Source organism: Chitinophaga sp. Hz27 (genome assembly GCF_042263525.1).
Classification (GTDB): domain Bacteria; phylum Bacteroidota; class Bacteroidia; order Chitinophagales; family Chitinophagaceae; genus Chitinophaga.
The window spans coordinates 193,286-208,898 of the sequence record NZ_JBHKFJ010000001.1 but is presented as its reverse complement, the minus strand read 5'-3'; the positions used below and the strand labels follow the sequence as shown (position 1 = coordinate 208,898).

Sequence of the window (15,613 nt, the reverse complement as noted above, 5' to 3'; positions counted from 1 at the left end):
TTTTAAGGGAATTCATTAAATCCCCTTTTATGAAAAAGAACAGCTAACGGCAGGCCGTCAGCTGTTCCAAATTCTTATTCTCAGCGATTATTATTGTTGCTGCCAGGTGAATTTCTCCCATGGGCCAATGGCTTCGCGATTGGCGATCAATGGGTCAGCACCGGAATTTTCGGCAGAAATGTAACTGTTGTTTACAAACGCCTGGATACTGATAGTACCATCTGAGTTATTGATCCAGCGGAATTTTTCCCAGATGTTGATAGCACTACGATTGGCGATCATAGGAGAAGCGCCGGCATTATCTGCACACGCATAGCTGTTGTTAACAATCGCCTGTAGGGCAATAAGGCCATTTCCCGCGTCGATTACCTTGAATTTTTCCCAATCGCCTACAGCGGTGCGGTTAGCGATTAATGGAGAAGAGCCTCCATTTTCAGCGCATACAAACCTGCCGTTAATGCCTGCTTTTAAGGAGATGGTTTGTCCTATAGGAGCCAAGCCACCTGGATAGGTGCCAGGATAGGTAGTGATCAGTGCAATCTTGTCATAAAAGGTAAATGGACGGTCCGTATTGCTGGAACATGCAAGCATCCAGGAACCAGCAGATGGTGTAGTAGGCGTACCCAGGATCGGATTAGCACCAACGCCGCCATCACCTTCATTGCCACCGCTGCCACCGCAGCTGAATGACCTGTTCATATAGTCCGTATGACGGAAACCAATAGCATGGCCAATTTCATGGGCTATGGTTGTTGCGGCATCCGCACGATGCGAAGAGGCATTGTAATAGTAAGTATTCAAACGTATAGGGCTTGCTGGATTACCACCAGTTGGGAAACCGGCGCTATAGCCTAATACGTTACTTACCTCATAGAAAGAAATAATGCTGATTTCGGCAGCAGCAGCCGTAGTAACACGCTGGAAGCTCAAGGCCAGGTGTTGATCATTATACCTTGCCAACGCCTGATCAAAGGCAGTTTGCAGGTAGCTGTCGAATCCACCGTCAATGAATACACGAATAGTACGAGGAGTGGCAGTAACAAGATTATTGGTACTATAATGCTCCACCTTCACCTTCTTATTATCTTTCTCATTCGCCAGCGCATTGATCTGTTCTGGTGTCAGGAAGATATCGTATTCTACCAGGTATCCATCTTTGTACTTCATAACTCCTTCGCTGGTATCGAAGCCTGCTGTCTTGAGTTTGGCGATTACATCGTCTGGAACTTTAGCGATTTGCTTGTCGCCTTTGTTGCAGGAAAATAAAATTGCTAACAGAAATAGGGAGAGATAACAAAACAGTTTTTTCATTTTATGTAGATTTTGGGTTCTTTGCTACAGTAATTAGTTAGGGTACGCGAAACAATGCTACAATGTACTTTACCCAACTGCAGCCAGTAAGCAGGGAAAATAAACACCTATTCTTTACTACGGATTCCTGCTCATCAATCACAATTAAATATTTCTGTGTAAATTGTTTATCTATCCTATAAGGTCATCTCAATAAATAATAAAACAAATCGTCTCCATATATTTATTATGAAAATATTGATCATAGGGGCCAACGGTACCATTGGTAAAAAACTCACACCACAATTAGCCCGACAACATGACATCATCACCGCAGGTAGAAACAGTGGTGATATTCGCATGGATATTACATCTGAAGCATCTATTAAAGCCATGTTTGAGCAGGCAAAAGACATCGACGCTTGTATTTGCATTGCAGCATCCGGCCCATTAGATAACTTTTCAACACTTACCTCACAGCAGCTCCTGGAAGATTTTAATGGGAAATTATTTGGTCAGGTAAATATAGTTCTCATCGGTCAGCACTATCTGAATAACAATGGCTGCTTCACTTTAACCTCTGGCATATTTGCCGACATACCTTATAAAGGTGTTACTGGAGGCGCCATGACGAGCGGTGCATTGCATAGCTTTGTGTTGTCAGCAGCAATAGAGTTGCAGAGAGGACTACGAATAAATGTGGTGAGTCCTGGCATGGTGGAAGACTCCGCCGCAGCCTATGGCCATCTCTTCCCTGGCCTGAAACCTGTGTCCATGCAATCTTTGACTGATGCCTACCAGGAAAGCCTAAACGAAAAAATTACTGGTCAGATATTCAGGGTGTATTAAAATCATTCACTTCCATCAGCGCCGGTTGCAGCGTTGATAACAACGCTGCAACCCTTATAATTTGATTTGAAGATAATCTCAGGAATCCAGTTCTTTATGGGTACTGACAGCAATCCTGTTCCATCCATTAATAGCTACGATGGACATGATAATCTGCGCAATAGTATTATCATCAAAAGCTTTCTTAGCCTTCTGATAAGTTGCTTCAGTAAGACCTTGTTTACTTATCAATGTAATTTCCTCTGTCATTTCCAGTAAGATCTGTTCTTCTTCTGTAAACAGGTGAGTTTCTCTCCAGGCGCTTAAAACAAAGATCCTTTGTTGTGTTTCTCCTAATTGCAGCGCATCTTTGGTATGCATGTTCAAACAGTATGCACAACCATTGATTTGTGAAGCCCGGATTTTTATCAGGTGTTTTTGAATATCAGTGAGAGTGCTGGTTTTGAGGTAATTCTCCAGTATAATCATGCCTCTGTAAGCACCACTTTCTATTTCTTCAATTTTAATTCTCTGATCCATATTTTTATTTTTATCTGTTTTGAATCTGAGAACAAAGTTGATAAATGAAGGTTTAAAAAAACTTAAACTGGATTAAGAAATATGTTTCTTCCTGATTTTACTGAGATATTCTGGGGTAAATCCCAGGAAGGACGCTAATAAATACTGAGGAACCCTTTGCACAAAGGCCGGATATTGACGGATAAAGTGCTCAAATAATTCTTCGCGGGAGAATTCGTATAACAGCCTGATCCTATTTTGGGTGGCGGCATAAGCCCTTTGAAAAACCAGGTGAAAATAGCGCTCCAGTTCAGGGTACTGGCGCAATAAGCGCTCCTGGTTCCCCGCCGATAACACTACAACTTCTGTCTTTTCAATGGCCTGGATAGTATATTGTGACTTACCGCCTTTTGAAAAAGCGTCAAAATCAGTAGCCCACCAATTTTCCAGGGAGAAGTCCACCGTTTGTACGATACCGTTAGACTTTGTAAAACAGGTTTGTAGAAAGCCTTTGTTGATGAAAAATTTTTCTTTGCACAACGCCCCTTCGTTAATCAGAAATTCTTTCTTATCATAAGTCCGCGTTTCAAAGAATTCGGAGAGCGCTAACAATCGCTCTTCAGTGATGGGAATATATTGTTGGATGTGCGCATTCAGTTTATTCATATCATCAGCAAATGGAATGGGAATTTCCGAAGACTTTTCATACAAACCATATTTTTCAATGAAATTATTTTTCAGGCTCATAGGTCAGTTCTACCACGCCTGATTTAAAGACCTTGGTACCTGTTAGCTTTAAACCTATTCTGTGTTTTACATCTTCAAACAGAGGTTTGCCGGTTCCCAATACCACAGGGTGTACAGAAACTTTATAAACATCTATCAATCCTGCATGGATAAATGTTTTGATTAAACTTGCTCCACCATACAACCAGATATCTTTGCCACTTTGTTGTTTGATAGCAGCAACCTGTTGCTCGATGTCAGCACTAATGAATGTAGCTCGATTATCATGTCTTTGCTGGCGTGAAAAAACATATTTCTTTTTAGCGTGAATGCCTTGCCACATCTCCATTTCGGCCGGCGTAACATTACTTTGTGGTTGATAATTACCCCAGGCATCATAACTTACCCTGCCATAAAAGATGGTATCTACACTGTCAATAAATTGACCAAAATCCATGTCATCATCCATAATACACCAATCCACTTCTCCGTTTGGCCCTTCTATAAAACCATCTAAAGTTACTGCCAGGTTCAAAACTATTTTTCTCATTCGTTAGTCTTTTTTGCAAAGGTAAATATGAGCTTAGGATTATCTATTGGAAAAATGCGACAAAATCAAATCTCTGCTGGTGTAAGTCCGGTATGCCGTTTCATTTCATTGGTGAGATGCGCCTGATCATAAAAGCCACAATCGAAAGCTATATCAGATAAGCTTTTCCGGCGATGGTCGTTTATCATAGACAGGGCAGATTGAAAGCGGATAATATTGACGTATTCTTTAGGAGTTAAACCGATATGGGTTTTAAAAAGTCTTTCCAGTTGTCTGGTGGTGATGAAGTTTCTTTTAGCCATCTCGGAAATCTGTATATTTCCATTGCAGCGATGAATATCTTCCAGAACAGGCTGCAATGTTGGGTATACCACGTTTTTTCTCTCCCAAAAATATCTATTGAGATACCCATTTTTATCTGAAGATATCTTTCCGATATCCAATGAATGTCTTTTGTCAAATTCAACGGTGAGATTTGTCAACTCATGCTGTGGTACAAATTTGAAGAAAGATGAAAATGCAGCTGGTTTAAAGCATACCCCTATCAGATGTGTATCAGTAGCAATAAAGCTATCTTTAAAAGATGTCATAGCGCCGACTACGTATGTTTTCCCATGTTCCAGGATGGTATGGCCATTATCTGTTTTACAGGCATCGCCAGCATTGATAATAATTCCAGGGCAGCCATCCGGAAAGATGCGTTCCCATTGGCTATCACACGCTGATCCTTTTAGTTCCCAGAAGGAATGAATATAGGAAGATAGTTCAGGGCATGGATGCTGCGCATAATGCTTCATGATAAATGCTACAAATGGTTCACCTAAAAATAGGCAATTTAAAACTGCTACATGATGCTAAAATATTTCTTAAACCATGCTATTATTTTTCCATAAATAAAAATCGGATGTGGCAAATTTGTCATATAATTTTTCGTAGACAATCATATATTGCCGGATAATCTACCCGCAAAAATCCGCTCATGTTAAACGCAAAGAATTTACATATTCTATCTGTTTTAAAGAATCGCAATTATACACTTTACATCAGTGGAAAAACTATTTCACAGTTAGGCACCTGGATGCAGCGTACTGCGGTAGTTTGGGTGGTATACTCAATTACACATTCTTCTTTTTTGCTAGGCGTTACTGTTTTTGCGGAAACCTTTCCTTCCTTTCTGTTATCAATCATGGGTGGCGTGGCTGCTGATCGCTGGAACCGTTACAGGATCATACAAATTACGCAGATCATTTCGATGATACAATCGATCGTACTTGCTTTGCTGGTGATCTTCGGGCATCCGATTATCTGGCTTATTCTCACTCTCAGTATCATCCTGGGTATTGTCAATGCATTTGATATCCCGGCACGCCAAACCCTGCTGAACGATGTGGTGACAAACAAAGAAGATTTACCAAGTGCGATCTCTTTTTCGGCGGCCACCGCAAGTATAGCACAGCTCTTTGGCCCTGCGCTGGCGGGTATTGTACTTAATTCCTTTGGGGCATCTGTATGCTTTATAGGCAATGCAATTACTTTTCTTGCGGTTATTATTTCCTTGTACTTTATGGAATTACCTGCGTATGTCCCTAAGCAGACGGATAAAAAAGTAATGACAGATTTTAAAGAAGGATTCAGCTACATCGTAAATCACCCGAATATTGGGATGATCATTTTACGAATGAGTCTGATGAGCTTATTGGTATTACCTTTCAGCACTGTGTTGCCCGTGTTTGCCAAAGTAATTTTTAAGGGAGATGCATCTACATTTGGTTATATAAATAGTTTTATTGGAATAGGCGCAGTGGTGTGTACTGTTTATCTCACTACGCGTCGGCCAGATGCTAATATGAAGCGGATCTTATTGGCGACTACACTTTTACTCAGTATGGGATTAATCTTCTTTTCACAGGTAATGAATTTCCCATTGGCGATGTTCTTCATACTGCTGGCGGGCCTTGGCTCCGCAGCACAGTTTAATATATCTAATATCATTGTACAATCTGAGGCAGCTCCTGAGTTCCGCGGGAGAGCTATCAGCATATTCCTGATGGCAGCTTTTGGGATGATGCCGTTAGGTAGTCTGCTCATTGGGGTTGCAGCTGAACATATAGGCGCCCCGGTTACTGTTCTGGCAGCGGGGATTTTTGCTTTGGTAATTGCAGTGGTATTTGCGTATGTGGTAGGTAAAATGAAATCAAGCGAATCACAATATTGATTTTTTGTCTACTCAAAATGAAGGGTCTATTCATAATAATGAATAGATCCTTTTTATTAATTACTCCTTATCTTTATGCCATACTGTAGCAGCCCATATCAAAAACCAACTACCATTGTTTATGCTCACATTCAATCACAGAGGACACCTTGTTCCGAATACCAATATCAAGTCTACATTGACTGAATTTAGAATGCAATTTGTAAATAGTGTTTCCAGTGAGAAGAGAACAGAGTTATATAACAATTATCTAAGTTATTCAGAAGATTTGAAAAGGGTCATGAATGGATTCCACTTTTACAGTGGATCGATGGCTCCTTTGTCACCAAGGTACAAGAACCTAGTGATATTGACCTCGTTACTTTTATTGATGGCGCCATAATCGCAGGACTAGGAAACGCTTTAGACCCATTTAAATATCCCCAATCTTTAGATAAATATAATGTTGATGCTTATCTAATCCCCACTTATCCTCGTAACGATAAAAAGTATCCGCTTTTCATTGGAGATCAAATGTATTGGATGGACCATTTTGACAAAACCAGGAGAAGCCGGAACGGGCAAAAACACCCAGAGGGTTTTATAGAAATAATTTATTAAATTTGATAGTATGAACAAAATTGAATTAAATAGACTATTAGATCTGCTGGATGATATCAAAAAGATCGATTCTATGATAGTATTGCATCAAAGTCTTAATGATTCAAATTTCATGATCAGTCAATACCAAGAAAAGAAAATAAGACTTATTAGTAAATTTATAGATGAATTAATATCTCTGCCAGTACAGAGCGAACAAACCTTTTCTTTGATTCAACAAATCATTGGTAAATATTATCCTTCAATCAACGAAGGCGAGCCCCACTTTGATGAAGAAATATATCAATTATCCAAAGCAATATAACTGTAGCGTAGTCGCTTTGTCCTAAAATGTTGGCCCAACCTTAACAGTATCTTTTGCCATTTTACATATCACCTTTAGCGTACAAATATTTTTATCTTTTAGTCAGACTATCTCTGTCAATTGAGATAAATGTTGAATAGTATAATCAGGTTGCACAGGCAATTTATTCTGCTTATTACCGGGATTATACCAACAGGTAGCAATATTACTGGTAGCAGCGCCTGTAATATCCGCCTCCAGGCTATCACCAACGAATAATATTTCTTCACTTTTCAGTTTACTGCGATGCATAGCCTCTTCAAAAAAGCGGTTATCCGGCTTTTCAAAGCCGATATCATCTGATACATACAAATCAGCAAATGATTGGATTAGACCTGCTAATTTCAGGCGGCTTTGCTGCATAGCCAGGTAGCCATTAGAGGCCACGTATAATGGATATTTAGGATTTAAATACTGAACGACTTCCAGGGCCTGGGGTTCGAGGGAATATTCTTTATACAGATTTTGCATGTAGCTATCATTCATTTCCTTGGCAGAATGATGAATGTTTAGTCGTTCAAAAAATTGTCCAAATCTCGTATCAATTACCTCTTGTACTGATATTAAGCGTTGTTTTTGTTTTGCCCACAATGCCTGGTCCACCTCACAAAAAGTTTCGAAAATAGCATCGGTCAACAATAACTCCTGTGTTTCAAAAGCTTTTGTCAAAGCTGATTTACTGGAAGATTTAAAGTTTAGCAAAGTATCGTCTACATCGAAGAAAATCGCTTTGTACATAGTTAAAAGTTCGAATATTACCGCACGTCAGTACTTAGTACTACTAAATGAGCTGCAATTTACACTAAGAAAGCTTATTCTTATGGACTTTGTCAGAAACCTAATATCTGATAAATGATTTCAGTATTTAGGTTAATCAACATGACAGCGCATAGATTGTTGTTGCTATCTATGCCCAGCATGCAGTTTTTAGTAATCTGATATGTTTTGGAAGGTTGTTCATTCCACAAAAAAATTAATGATTTATCTGAGCGTAGAATGCTAATAGGTTTGGAAATCTCTAATTCACTATCTTCTTCAATATAACATTCATAAAACTCATCTCCACCTAAGAAATCATTAGCACCCAATTTAACTGATCCTTCTATTATATTAACTACTGCAAGCTCATATAGCTTTCTTGTACGCGTATAAAAGCTGAATTCAATAAAATTATTTTCAGCTAAATTCCTTGCATATATGGTATTACTTATAATTGGAGTCTTAAAAAACTTTATTATTACTGGAATAGGGTTTAATGAAGTATATGGAATAAATTCATTAAATGGTTCGCAAACAATTTTATTAAAATATAACTGCATTATTTATTTAAATATAGTAGTGAATTTCGGTCAAACGCCTGTTCAACTTGCCATGTAGAGAAATTAGGCAACACAATTAGCAGAAGTTGTTATCTCTATTTTTGATTAATTCTTATTATTTGGTCTCATTGAGGACATGCTGCAAGAATTCACGAATATCCATCTCATTGTGCAAGTAAATATCTGGCTCCTCTCTAAGATCCAATCCCTCAATAAATATAATCGCCTCCCATAAAATAGCTTCTTTCTCCGGTGGGTAATATACCAGCCTTCCATTATCAGCAGCCTGCATTAGGTTAAAAGCCCAGACAGAAGCATCATCCCTTGAGATATCTGATTTTAATAATCTTTCTAATATTTCATTTACTTTTTTAATACTGAGTTCCATAAGTAATCGGGATGCGTTTCCAATTTCGGGAAAATGATACAGGTTTCAAATGGGCATAAAAAAAGGAAACAACCATTTCTGATTGTTTCCTTTTCTGCGGAGAGACGTTTCAAACTTTCGACCCTTTTTGCTAAAGATTTAGGTAAAATCACGGCTTTTATTGACCAATATTGCCGGGAAAAGCCGGAATGGGAATTAACCACTAAAACTAAATAACCGACAGGAGACGAAGGTTGTTTTCCAAGTTTGATTTAAAAAATGGTGAAAATATTTTATATATTTATGACAATTACAATATTAATAAAAATGTCACCAGCGGAAATACAACAGTATCCTGAATCCTTCAACTTTAATTTACTTGAGCATGTAACCATCGACGAAATCAAGAATTTGTTACAAATAAGTAATATAGAACTGAGAACCATAAAAGATTTTGAAGGAAATATTACCAGCTATCTATGTCATTGGGACTTTCACCGAAAACTCACAATCAAAATAGAAAGAGAATTAGTTAGCCTCATCAAGAATGATAGAACTATCTCTTTGGACCTTTCAAGATGTTCGTCAAATGGAAAATACGGCCCATACAACCTGTTTACTATTACAGCATATGAGCCTTCAGAAGAAATTAGCGAAAGTGGTGAATGGGAAACTTCAGATCAATACTCAGAGTTTAACGGATACAATGGATGGTCAGATGATGATATCTACGATGCATTTGAAGGAGATCCGGAAAACACCTGGAATGTCGATTAACTAATTGACAAGTACCCATATGAAAAAATCACAACATAATTTGATTGTGATTTTTTCTCAACGGAGCTGGCAAAAAACGGTCAAGTTCATCATCACTAAAAGTAAGTTCATCATTTTTTTGGAGCGCATTCTGTGCCATTGAATATGCCTTACCAAAAGTACGGGGAGAACCCTTGTAGGTTTTAGATAGCCTTCCTTGTAATTCATCCCTTTTATTCCGGATATCCTCAACCGTTACCAGTCTCGCCTTAACATCTGTCAATAAGGATAGATACTGCTCCCTCACATCCAATAATTCCAATGCAGCAGTGGCATGTTTTTGTATAGTTTCACCCAAATTGTACTCCTTCAAGAAACTTGTTAACCCAAATTGTAATGCCGACAGCACTGTACTAAGAAGCAAAGCCCATTCTTGTCCTTTGAAAACCCGAACTAGTAGCCCAGTGGTAATCAGAGCTGATAATATAATCTGGAAATTTTTAATCCGGTTATTTCTCTTGGTCAATAAATCAGCACACTTTTCCTGTGTTTTATGAGAATACACGACCTTCCCATAGTTTTCTCTAAGTTGAGATTCCAGTATCTCAAATTCATTAGCTTGGAAACTTTGTTCCATAAATATCTCTCCATTTAACTTTAGCGGTGGTCGGAAATTTTGTTTCTTTATCGATAGCTTCTAAAGCAATATTATAACATTGTTTAGCTTTATACGAAAAGTTCCCAGTTCTCCATACATATTGTCTTCCTCCTGGACTTAACCAGTATTGCTGCTCGCTTTGCTCCGCAAGGAATTTAAAAAAATCCCGGCTCATGTAATCATAGTAAAGAAATGATCTATCTCGATGCCCCCAATTTCCCATAAAATTATAGGCTAATGTATCAATCAAAAGTCCTCCCATCGGCACATTCCAATTATCTTTCCATGCTCTCGCCATTCTCGCAAGCCTCTTTAAGTTATTATTCCATAAGATGTTTTTATCACGAATTTCAGAGATTTCAGGTTTAGGATTGGTAACCTTCCAACTTCCACCATTATTTGAATCTGGATACGTAAATGTTCCGGAAGTATTTAGGAACGCAGGAACAATTTCAAATCTGATTCCGTCAGTAAAATTTACTACAATTACCTGTCCGTCTGCTTTTAAAGAAGATGGATAAGTAGTTTCAACTGATGCCTTTACTACTTGCAGTAAAGCGGATTGACCATTATTTGTATAGGCATTATATTTCTCGTAAACAGAATATGGCAACTGAAAAATCATATCAATATCACTAACATGAATATCAGTATCTCGCCCATAAGAACCAACATACCAACTATGGGCTATTTCTGAATCAGTAGTCCAAAAATCCTTGTTTAGTTGTTTGGTCATTCGTCTGTAGCGGTAAGCAATTGTTTTCACAGTTTCATCAGACATTCTTAGATTGTTGTTGAAGGTTTCAAACCAAATGGATACACTCATAACTGTAAATAAGTTTTAGTTATTGGCAAAGAACCAAATAAGTTACCAAACTCATAAAGGATGTCAGATTTACTTAAATATAATATTATATTAATGTTAAACAAAATAAATATGTCATAATGACAATATATTTCAAAAATAATGAATATCAAAATAACCTTTCAAATATCTCCATCTCCCCGCCCTGGTTAAACCTCCCCATCTGAACCGCTCTCCCCTTTTCCGGCACCTCAATAACACTATCAACGTCATGCTGGAAGGCATTCTCACCTCTAAAATTCCCTTGTTTGGTAGACTGGAATACAAAAATGAACGACTTGGAAGGGTATTTTCCTTTTAGTTGGCGTAAATCATCTGAGGTCAATCCAAGCCTGTTAACGCTATCAAGGAAAATGAAATCAAAATTATCAAGATTGGATGGCAGCTCACCAGTAACATAAAGGTTAGGGTGTTTAATACCTTCACTATTCAACTTTTCTTGGAGCGTGTAATCCAGACCTTCTTCCTTAGCGACATACAGCACCTTACCATGATTTCTGGCTAAGTAGGCGGCAAAATCAACAGAGAGGTAGGACTTTCCCATCTTAGGCTTACCAAAGATCATCACAGAAAAATTCCGGGAAGGATCACCAATAAGATCCCGCCACTTTCCAGTAAAACCTAACGTATCAAACTTCATTTTTACGAAATCCATGCTGCTTAACACGGTTTCTGGTGGAAGCGCATCTCCTAAATCACTATCCTGACCAACCCCGTTCAAGCCATCATGACGCTTTTTCTTATTACCACATCCACAACTACAACCATTCAAAGCCCCCTGAATACCGTTTAGCAGTGCATGGTGGATTTGTACAGTATCACTTTTGCCAGCGGTTTTAATAAAGGTTCTGAGAGATTCCAGTAATCGTTTCATCCGGGTGATGTATGGATCATTAGGAGTGATTTTTTGATCCTTGATGGCTCCGGCAATCAGGTTATATAGCTTCGTTGCCTTCTCTTTTGTAATATGCTTACCCTGTATACCAACGTATCTTTTCATATAGGCAACAGACAACCTTACCTTTTCGGAACCAGCGATTTTCATCAATTCAGACAACTTGGAGGCGTTAATTTCAATGGAAACAGTAGTCTTCATTTTATTATACACCCTGACAAGATTACTCTGAATATAGTTAATATACTCAGCATAGGCAGAAGTCTTGCGGATACGCTTTTCAATAATTGCTCTCTGGAGAGCATTTATGAAATTAAGAATTTGGGAATCGGTTTTGGTTTTACCATGCAGAAGTACATACCGCTTAATAAATCTCAGTTCCTCCACCACCCTTTCTACTGGTTTAACATCTTGGACGCTCACGGGGATAGGCTTTTGAGGTGCAGGCGCAACTTTCCGGGTCTTCACAGTTTTCACTTTACGACCGGACTTATTTTTGGAGGAAGATTTCACTCCACCATTCTCAGACAATATTTCATTGTATACCTTCTCTAAGGGAAAGACAAAACTCACCTTTTCTCCTTTAATAGCATCTATGTGAATTTTATTATTATTGATATGCGCATCATAGTTTCCATTAGCTACCCCCAAATGACTTTTATTAAGAGAAATCAGGCTATCTCCCTTTAATACATAAGCACTGATTAATTTCTTTGCCGCATCCAATGCGACAGCTTCACTAACAGGTATCAACTTTGGAGCCACCACTTTTTGTTTAGCAGACTTCTTCGGCTTCATAAAAACAGAAATGTTATGAAGATACTTATCTACGGCAGCACGAATATCCTTATCGGAGTGATAGTATGACCAGGTGGTATAGTTTTCAGTTACCTCTTTTACAAAATCATATGCTTCCTTTAGATTCACAGGCAAATCACTCACTGGGATGTCCTTAACTGCTTTAAAATAGTTTTCAATAGTAAACATAGGGAACATATTATTTTTCACTACTCATTTTTAAGCTAATAGCCTTTGCTTTAAGAGATAGCAACTTCATTTTATTGATCGTTACCACTTCATCTTTTGGGGGATACAATTTATAAATCATTGCAGCTATGATTGCATCTGATTGTGCCAAAAGTGGCAAAAAACGTTCTTTCGTAGCCGTATCCGATTCTTCCAACACCTCCAATGCGTTAATCATTTGCTCAATCGAAGCCTGTAAGGTATCCGGTAGATCATTAACCCCAATACCAGCATTCGTTAGCTGTTCAACATAATGGAAGCTGTATATTGATTGAATCATCCTTCTAAGAATTAATCGTTTCAGCCAATTGCTTTATAGTAGATTCTATATCAGCAATCGCTTCCTGTTCAGAAAAAATACGACCCATATAAATACGATTTGGAGCCAATTTAGCAGAAGCTGTATATGTAGAATTCTCAATGGTCGCCTTAAGGTTGTTTCTATGGTTGAAGCCGTACCCCATATCATCAGGCACGGTAGCATTAAAGTGTTCATAAGTACTAACAACCCCCTTAAATCCATCGTAACGATAAAACCTGGGATCGGAACTTAATAAGGCCAACAAATTAACATCAATACTTTCGTCAAAATTCTTAATAGGTACAATGGAAGCAAAAACCGATTTTTTAAAATTATCCGGTGATGTGCCTACAACAATGCTTATTTTAGTACTAATATGCGCGTGTTCCAATAGCTGCGCAACTATGATAGCACTTACCCCACTGTATATAAAATCGTCAGCATCTACTTCAGATGATCCGCCAATAGAAAGATATATTTCAACAGATCTTTTTTCACGATCTCTTTTAGGAAAGTAAGCATAGACATTCTTACTGGTAGTTCTTATTTTCGGCATACCATTATCCTGTTGTTCCCAACGCTCAATAACTTCAGTACCATCAGAAATTAAGCTATACTTATTTTTTACTTTTCGCACAGCAGATGAATCAACTACCAGATCGTGTATCAGACTATAATATTCTTTTAACCGGAACATACCCATTGCAGCCCTATCAAAAATAAACACGCCCAGCCCCATTGCATTGAAATTGACTTTTTTGGATTTTATCTGTTGTCTTACATTTACCGTAACCTTATCGTTTACCTTATTGTATATCTTATCAATCAATGCCGGGTTCTTAAATGTCGTAATACCAGATTTCAACTCTTCATATGTTGTTCCTTTGCCAAACCACGATGGCTGATACATTATCACATCCTTAATCACTTTCTCAGAAAACGCCTGTCGTTGATGCTTATTACGATTGAGATGATCCATAGATTCATTTACCCATGCCTGATACTCCAATAGATTTTTAAAATCATCTTTAATAAATGCCTGTAACATTAGAATACCATTTTGGAAGTGGGAAAATCACGATACTCATAATGACCAAACAGCTCATTGTATCGAATTTTGTCTTTAATATTCTTTTGCTGTACTTCTGTAAACGTGGAAATATAGCTATCCACAGCACTTTTTAACGTTTTCCCATCGTTAGCCTGTACCCCATCTTTCCCTTTATCTTTTATTCTCAACATTTCAAGATTATAAGCATCCCTGGCATTTTGCATAAACCGGAGTGATAGCTGCGCCTCGTATTTCAGCTCATCGATGACAGACCGAATTTTATCACAAATACTCCATACCATGTCATTATGAAGTATATCTCTTTCAATGACTGGATTCTTACTAATAAAATATACACTACCAGAGAACCTGTCTAATAAGGACAAATCCTGCTTATTATTAGCACCATAAGTAATACTTTCCTTATCTGGATAGATGTTACCTGTTGCGATACAGGCAAAATCTTCATGTTTCGGAAAACTCTCCTTTCGTGCGTTAAAAATAATTGCACCGGAAACCTTCGTTTTAGCCAGAGCATCATTTAGCAATCCGGCGGTATTAGGGTCTATTTTGGGCAGCTCATCTAATATGAGTACATACCCCTTAGACCAAGCCTCAATGAGCTTACCTTCAGTAAAACCATCCATCGTTTGCCCTCCAATAATCTCTACAGGGGCTGTCCATTGGGAGCAGTTAATGGTAATATACTGTCTGCCCAAAGCCATTTTGGCAATGAGGTTTTCTGCTAAATACGTTTTCCCAGTACCAGCACCACCCACAAGAAAAACATTATTGCCAAGCATAACATCATCAACAACCCTCTGAAAGTCGGCAATTTCTGGTTTCTTAAACGGAGCAGTTTTTGTTTTGGGGAAATCATACTTAATTAAAACAGGGCTGGATGATACCCGTTTCTGTAGATCCTCATCTAAATCAGATAATCGAATTTTAACCCTCTTTAATGTTTCAGCAATTGCATCCCGCAGTGAATCATTATTAACATTTAGAGCAGGAATAGTATGTTGTTTTAATGCCTCAAATAAATTGGTAAATGCCATTTCAACATCATCGCTACCATTCTTTGATTTAGACCGGCTTACTTTTTTGATTGCAGGTTCTTCAACAAGAACCTCGCTCTCTGTTTCCAATTCAATTTGCTCAGTTAGGAGTTTATCCAATGCTAAAGCAGTGGTATTTTCAGTAGTAAATCCATTGCTAAGTTTCTCAATCATCCCATACCTTTTTTGGGTATCTGCATCCTGATTACTGATAAGATGTTTATATTTTACAATACTATACATGCC

Annotated in this window: 19 protein-coding genes; 5 read left to right on the top strand and 14 right to left on the bottom strand. The window is 38.1% G+C overall.

Annotation, left to right across the window (positions count from 1 at the left end; translation table 11 throughout):
* Nucleotides 1-90: 90 nt before the first annotated feature.
* Nucleotides 91-1,311 (bottom strand): M57 family metalloprotease, encoded by a 1,221-nt coding sequence (locus ACE38W_RS01065; protein WP_375828367.1) that lies wholly within the window; start codon nucleotides 1,309-1,311, stop codon nucleotides 91-93.
* A 228-nt stretch (nucleotides 1,312-1,539) separates the two neighbouring features.
* On the opposite strand from ACE38W_RS01065, the gene ACE38W_RS01060 reads away from it, so the two are divergent.
* Nucleotides 1,540-2,139 (top strand): short chain dehydrogenase, encoded by a 600-nt coding sequence (locus ACE38W_RS01060; RefSeq protein WP_375828366.1) that lies wholly within the window; start codon nucleotides 1,540-1,542, stop codon nucleotides 2,137-2,139.
* Nucleotides 2,140-2,217: 78 nt separating this feature from the next.
* Here ACE38W_RS01060 and ACE38W_RS01055 read toward each other — a convergent pair whose 3' ends face one another.
* The 4 genes from ACE38W_RS01055 to ACE38W_RS01040 all read right to left on the bottom strand — a co-directional run bounded on the left by ACE38W_RS01055 (nucleotide 2,218) and on the right by ACE38W_RS01040 (nucleotide 4,710).
* A complete protein-coding gene (locus ACE38W_RS01055) occupies nucleotides 2,218-2,658 on the bottom strand; it encodes a carboxymuconolactone decarboxylase family protein (protein WP_375828365.1) in 441 nt (146 codons plus the stop codon).
* Between the two features lie 72 nt (nucleotides 2,659-2,730).
* A complete protein-coding gene (locus tag ACE38W_RS01050; protein ID WP_375828364.1) occupies nucleotides 2,731-3,384 on the bottom strand; it encodes a Crp/Fnr family transcriptional regulator in 654 nt (217 codons plus the stop codon).
* Nucleotides 3,368-3,913, bottom strand: a complete 546-nt coding sequence (locus ACE38W_RS01045; protein WP_375828363.1) for a dihydrofolate reductase family protein — start codon at nucleotides 3,911-3,913, stop codon at nucleotides 3,368-3,370. Before ACE38W_RS01045 ends, ACE38W_RS01050 begins: the two co-directional genes overlap by 17 nt.
* Nucleotides 3,914-3,978: 65 nt before the next feature.
* Nucleotides 3,979-4,710 carry a DUF6597 domain-containing transcriptional factor gene (locus ACE38W_RS01040; RefSeq protein WP_375828362.1) on the bottom strand — a complete coding sequence of 244 codons (732 nt, stop codon included), beginning with the start codon at nucleotides 4,708-4,710 and terminating at the stop codon, nucleotides 3,979-3,981.
* A 182-nt stretch (nucleotides 4,711-4,892) separates the two neighbouring features.
* Between ACE38W_RS01040 and ACE38W_RS01035 the strand changes: the two genes are divergently transcribed.
* The 3 genes from ACE38W_RS01035 to ACE38W_RS01025 all read left to right on the top strand — a co-directional run bounded on the left by ACE38W_RS01035 (nucleotide 4,893) and on the right by ACE38W_RS01025 (nucleotide 7,032).
* Nucleotides 4,893-6,128 carry an MFS transporter gene (locus ACE38W_RS01035; RefSeq protein WP_375828361.1) on the top strand — a complete coding sequence of 412 codons (1,236 nt, stop codon included), beginning with the start codon at nucleotides 4,893-4,895 and terminating at the stop codon, nucleotides 6,126-6,128.
* A 288-nt stretch (nucleotides 6,129-6,416) separates the two neighbouring features.
* A complete protein-coding gene (locus ACE38W_RS01030) occupies nucleotides 6,417-6,728 on the top strand; it encodes a DUF6932 family protein (protein WP_375828905.1) in 312 nt (103 codons plus the stop codon).
* A 10-nt stretch (nucleotides 6,729-6,738) separates the two neighbouring features.
* Nucleotides 6,739-7,032: a hypothetical protein gene (locus ACE38W_RS01025; protein WP_375828360.1), complete on the top strand. Its 294-nt coding sequence runs from the start codon at nucleotides 6,739-6,741 to the stop codon at nucleotides 7,030-7,032.
* Between the two features lie 102 nt (nucleotides 7,033-7,134).
* On the opposite strand, the gene ACE38W_RS01020 is transcribed toward ACE38W_RS01025, so the two are convergent.
* The 3 genes from ACE38W_RS01020 to ACE38W_RS01010 form a co-directional block, all read right to left on the bottom strand.
* A complete protein-coding gene (locus ACE38W_RS01020; protein WP_375828359.1) occupies nucleotides 7,135-7,809 on the bottom strand; it encodes a YjjG family noncanonical pyrimidine nucleotidase in 675 nt (224 codons plus the stop codon).
* Between the two features lie 92 nt (nucleotides 7,810-7,901).
* Entirely contained in the window at nucleotides 7,902-8,390 is a 489-nt protein-coding gene (locus ACE38W_RS01015; protein ID WP_375828358.1) for a hypothetical protein, read from the bottom strand.
* A gap of 115 nt (nucleotides 8,391-8,505) precedes the next feature.
* The gene (locus tag ACE38W_RS01010; RefSeq protein WP_375828357.1) at nucleotides 8,506-8,778 is read right to left on the bottom strand and encodes a hypothetical protein; all 273 of its coding nucleotides are present in this window, start codon (nucleotides 8,776-8,778) and stop codon (nucleotides 8,506-8,508) included.
* Nucleotides 8,779-9,084: 306 nt separating this feature from the next.
* On the opposite strand from ACE38W_RS01010, the gene ACE38W_RS01005 reads away from it, so the two are divergent.
* Nucleotides 9,085-9,534 (top strand): hypothetical protein, encoded by a 450-nt coding sequence (locus tag ACE38W_RS01005; RefSeq protein ID WP_375828356.1) that lies wholly within the window; start codon nucleotides 9,085-9,087, stop codon nucleotides 9,532-9,534.
* 28 nt (nucleotides 9,535-9,562) lie between these two features.
* Here ACE38W_RS01005 and ACE38W_RS01000 read toward each other — a convergent pair whose 3' ends face one another.
* The 6 genes from ACE38W_RS01000 to ACE38W_RS00975 all read right to left on the bottom strand — a co-directional run bounded on the left by ACE38W_RS01000 (nucleotide 9,563) and on the right by ACE38W_RS00975 (nucleotide 15,610).
* Complete coding sequence (locus ACE38W_RS01000; RefSeq protein WP_375828355.1) at nucleotides 9,563-10,150, bottom strand: SLATT domain-containing protein; 588 nt, start codon at nucleotides 10,148-10,150, stop codon at nucleotides 9,563-9,565.
* Entirely contained in the window at nucleotides 10,128-10,997 is an 870-nt protein-coding gene (locus tag ACE38W_RS00995) for a hypothetical protein (protein WP_375828354.1), read from the bottom strand. Before ACE38W_RS00995 ends, ACE38W_RS01000 begins: the two co-directional genes overlap by 23 nt.
* Before the next feature lie 148 nt (nucleotides 10,998-11,145).
* Nucleotides 11,146-12,918: a hypothetical protein gene (locus tag ACE38W_RS00990; protein ID WP_375828353.1), complete on the bottom strand. Its 1,773-nt coding sequence runs from the start codon at nucleotides 12,916-12,918 to the stop codon at nucleotides 11,146-11,148.
* A 10-nt stretch (nucleotides 12,919-12,928) separates the two neighbouring features.
* On the bottom strand, nucleotides 12,929-13,237 hold the full coding sequence (locus ACE38W_RS00985) for a hypothetical protein (protein ID WP_375828352.1): 309 nt from the start codon (nucleotides 13,235-13,237) through the stop codon (nucleotides 12,929-12,931).
* A 4-nt stretch (nucleotides 13,238-13,241) separates the two neighbouring features.
* Nucleotides 13,242-14,306 (bottom strand): hypothetical protein, encoded by a 1,065-nt coding sequence (locus ACE38W_RS00980; RefSeq protein WP_375828351.1) that lies wholly within the window; start codon nucleotides 14,304-14,306, stop codon nucleotides 13,242-13,244.
* The gene (locus ACE38W_RS00975; RefSeq protein ID WP_375828350.1) at nucleotides 14,306-15,610 is read right to left on the bottom strand and encodes an AAA family ATPase; all 1,305 of its coding nucleotides are present in this window, start codon (nucleotides 15,608-15,610) and stop codon (nucleotides 14,306-14,308) included. Before ACE38W_RS00975 ends, ACE38W_RS00980 begins: the two co-directional genes overlap by 1 nt.
* Nucleotides 15,611-15,613 lie beyond the last annotated feature (3 nt).

What these genes read in the sequence shown, in the direction of transcription:
- ACE38W_RS01020 (WP_375828359.1), bottom strand. Translation starts at nt 7,809, where the DNA reads ATGTACAAAGCGATTTTCTTCGATGTAGACGATACTTTGCTAAACTTT.
- ACE38W_RS01040 (WP_375828362.1), bottom strand. Translation starts at nt 4,710, where the DNA reads ATGAAGCATTATGCGCAGCATCCATGCCCTGAACTATCTTCCTATATT.
- ACE38W_RS00975 (WP_375828350.1), bottom strand. Translation starts at nt 15,610, where the DNA reads ATGTATAGTATTGTAAAATATAAACATCTTATCAGTAATCAGGATGCA.
- ACE38W_RS01005 (WP_375828356.1), top strand. Translation starts at nt 9,085, where the DNA reads ATGTCACCAGCGGAAATACAACAGTATCCTGAATCCTTCAACTTTAAT.
- ACE38W_RS01035 (WP_375828361.1), top strand. Translation starts at nt 4,893, where the DNA reads ATGTTAAACGCAAAGAATTTACATATTCTATCTGTTTTAAAGAATCGC.
- ACE38W_RS01060 (WP_375828366.1), top strand. Translation starts at nt 1,540, where the DNA reads ATGAAAATATTGATCATAGGGGCCAACGGTACCATTGGTAAAAAACTC.
- ACE38W_RS00995 (WP_375828354.1), bottom strand. Translation starts at nt 10,997, where the DNA reads ATGAGTGTATCCATTTGGTTTGAAACCTTCAACAACAATCTAAGAATG.
- ACE38W_RS01025 (WP_375828360.1), top strand. Translation starts at nt 6,739, where the DNA reads ATGAACAAAATTGAATTAAATAGACTATTAGATCTGCTGGATGATATC.
- ACE38W_RS01000 (WP_375828355.1), bottom strand. Translation starts at nt 10,150, where the DNA reads ATGGAACAAAGTTTCCAAGCTAATGAATTTGAGATACTGGAATCTCAA.
- ACE38W_RS01010 (WP_375828357.1), bottom strand. Translation starts at nt 8,778, where the DNA reads ATGGAACTCAGTATTAAAAAAGTAAATGAAATATTAGAAAGATTATTA.
- ACE38W_RS00980 (WP_375828351.1), bottom strand. Translation starts at nt 14,306, where the DNA reads ATGTTACAGGCATTTATTAAAGATGATTTTAAAAATCTATTGGAGTAT.
- ACE38W_RS01015 (WP_375828358.1), bottom strand. Translation starts at nt 8,390, where the DNA reads ATGCAGTTATATTTTAATAAAATTGTTTGCGAACCATTTAATGAATTT.
- ACE38W_RS00990 (WP_375828353.1), bottom strand. Translation starts at nt 12,918, where the DNA reads ATGTTTACTATTGAAAACTATTTTAAAGCAGTTAAGGACATCCCAGTG.
- ACE38W_RS00985 (WP_375828352.1), bottom strand. Translation starts at nt 13,237, where the DNA reads ATGATTCAATCAATATACAGCTTCCATTATGTTGAACAGCTAACGAAT.
- ACE38W_RS01065 (WP_375828367.1), bottom strand. Translation starts at nt 1,311, where the DNA reads ATGAAAAAACTGTTTTGTTATCTCTCCCTATTTCTGTTAGCAATTTTA.
- ACE38W_RS01045 (WP_375828363.1), bottom strand. Translation starts at nt 3,913, where the DNA reads ATGAGAAAAATAGTTTTGAACCTGGCAGTAACTTTAGATGGTTTTATA.
- ACE38W_RS01055 (WP_375828365.1), bottom strand. Translation starts at nt 2,658, where the DNA reads ATGGATCAGAGAATTAAAATTGAAGAAATAGAAAGTGGTGCTTACAGA.
- ACE38W_RS01050 (WP_375828364.1), bottom strand. Translation starts at nt 3,384, where the DNA reads ATGAGCCTGAAAAATAATTTCATTGAAAAATATGGTTTGTATGAAAAG.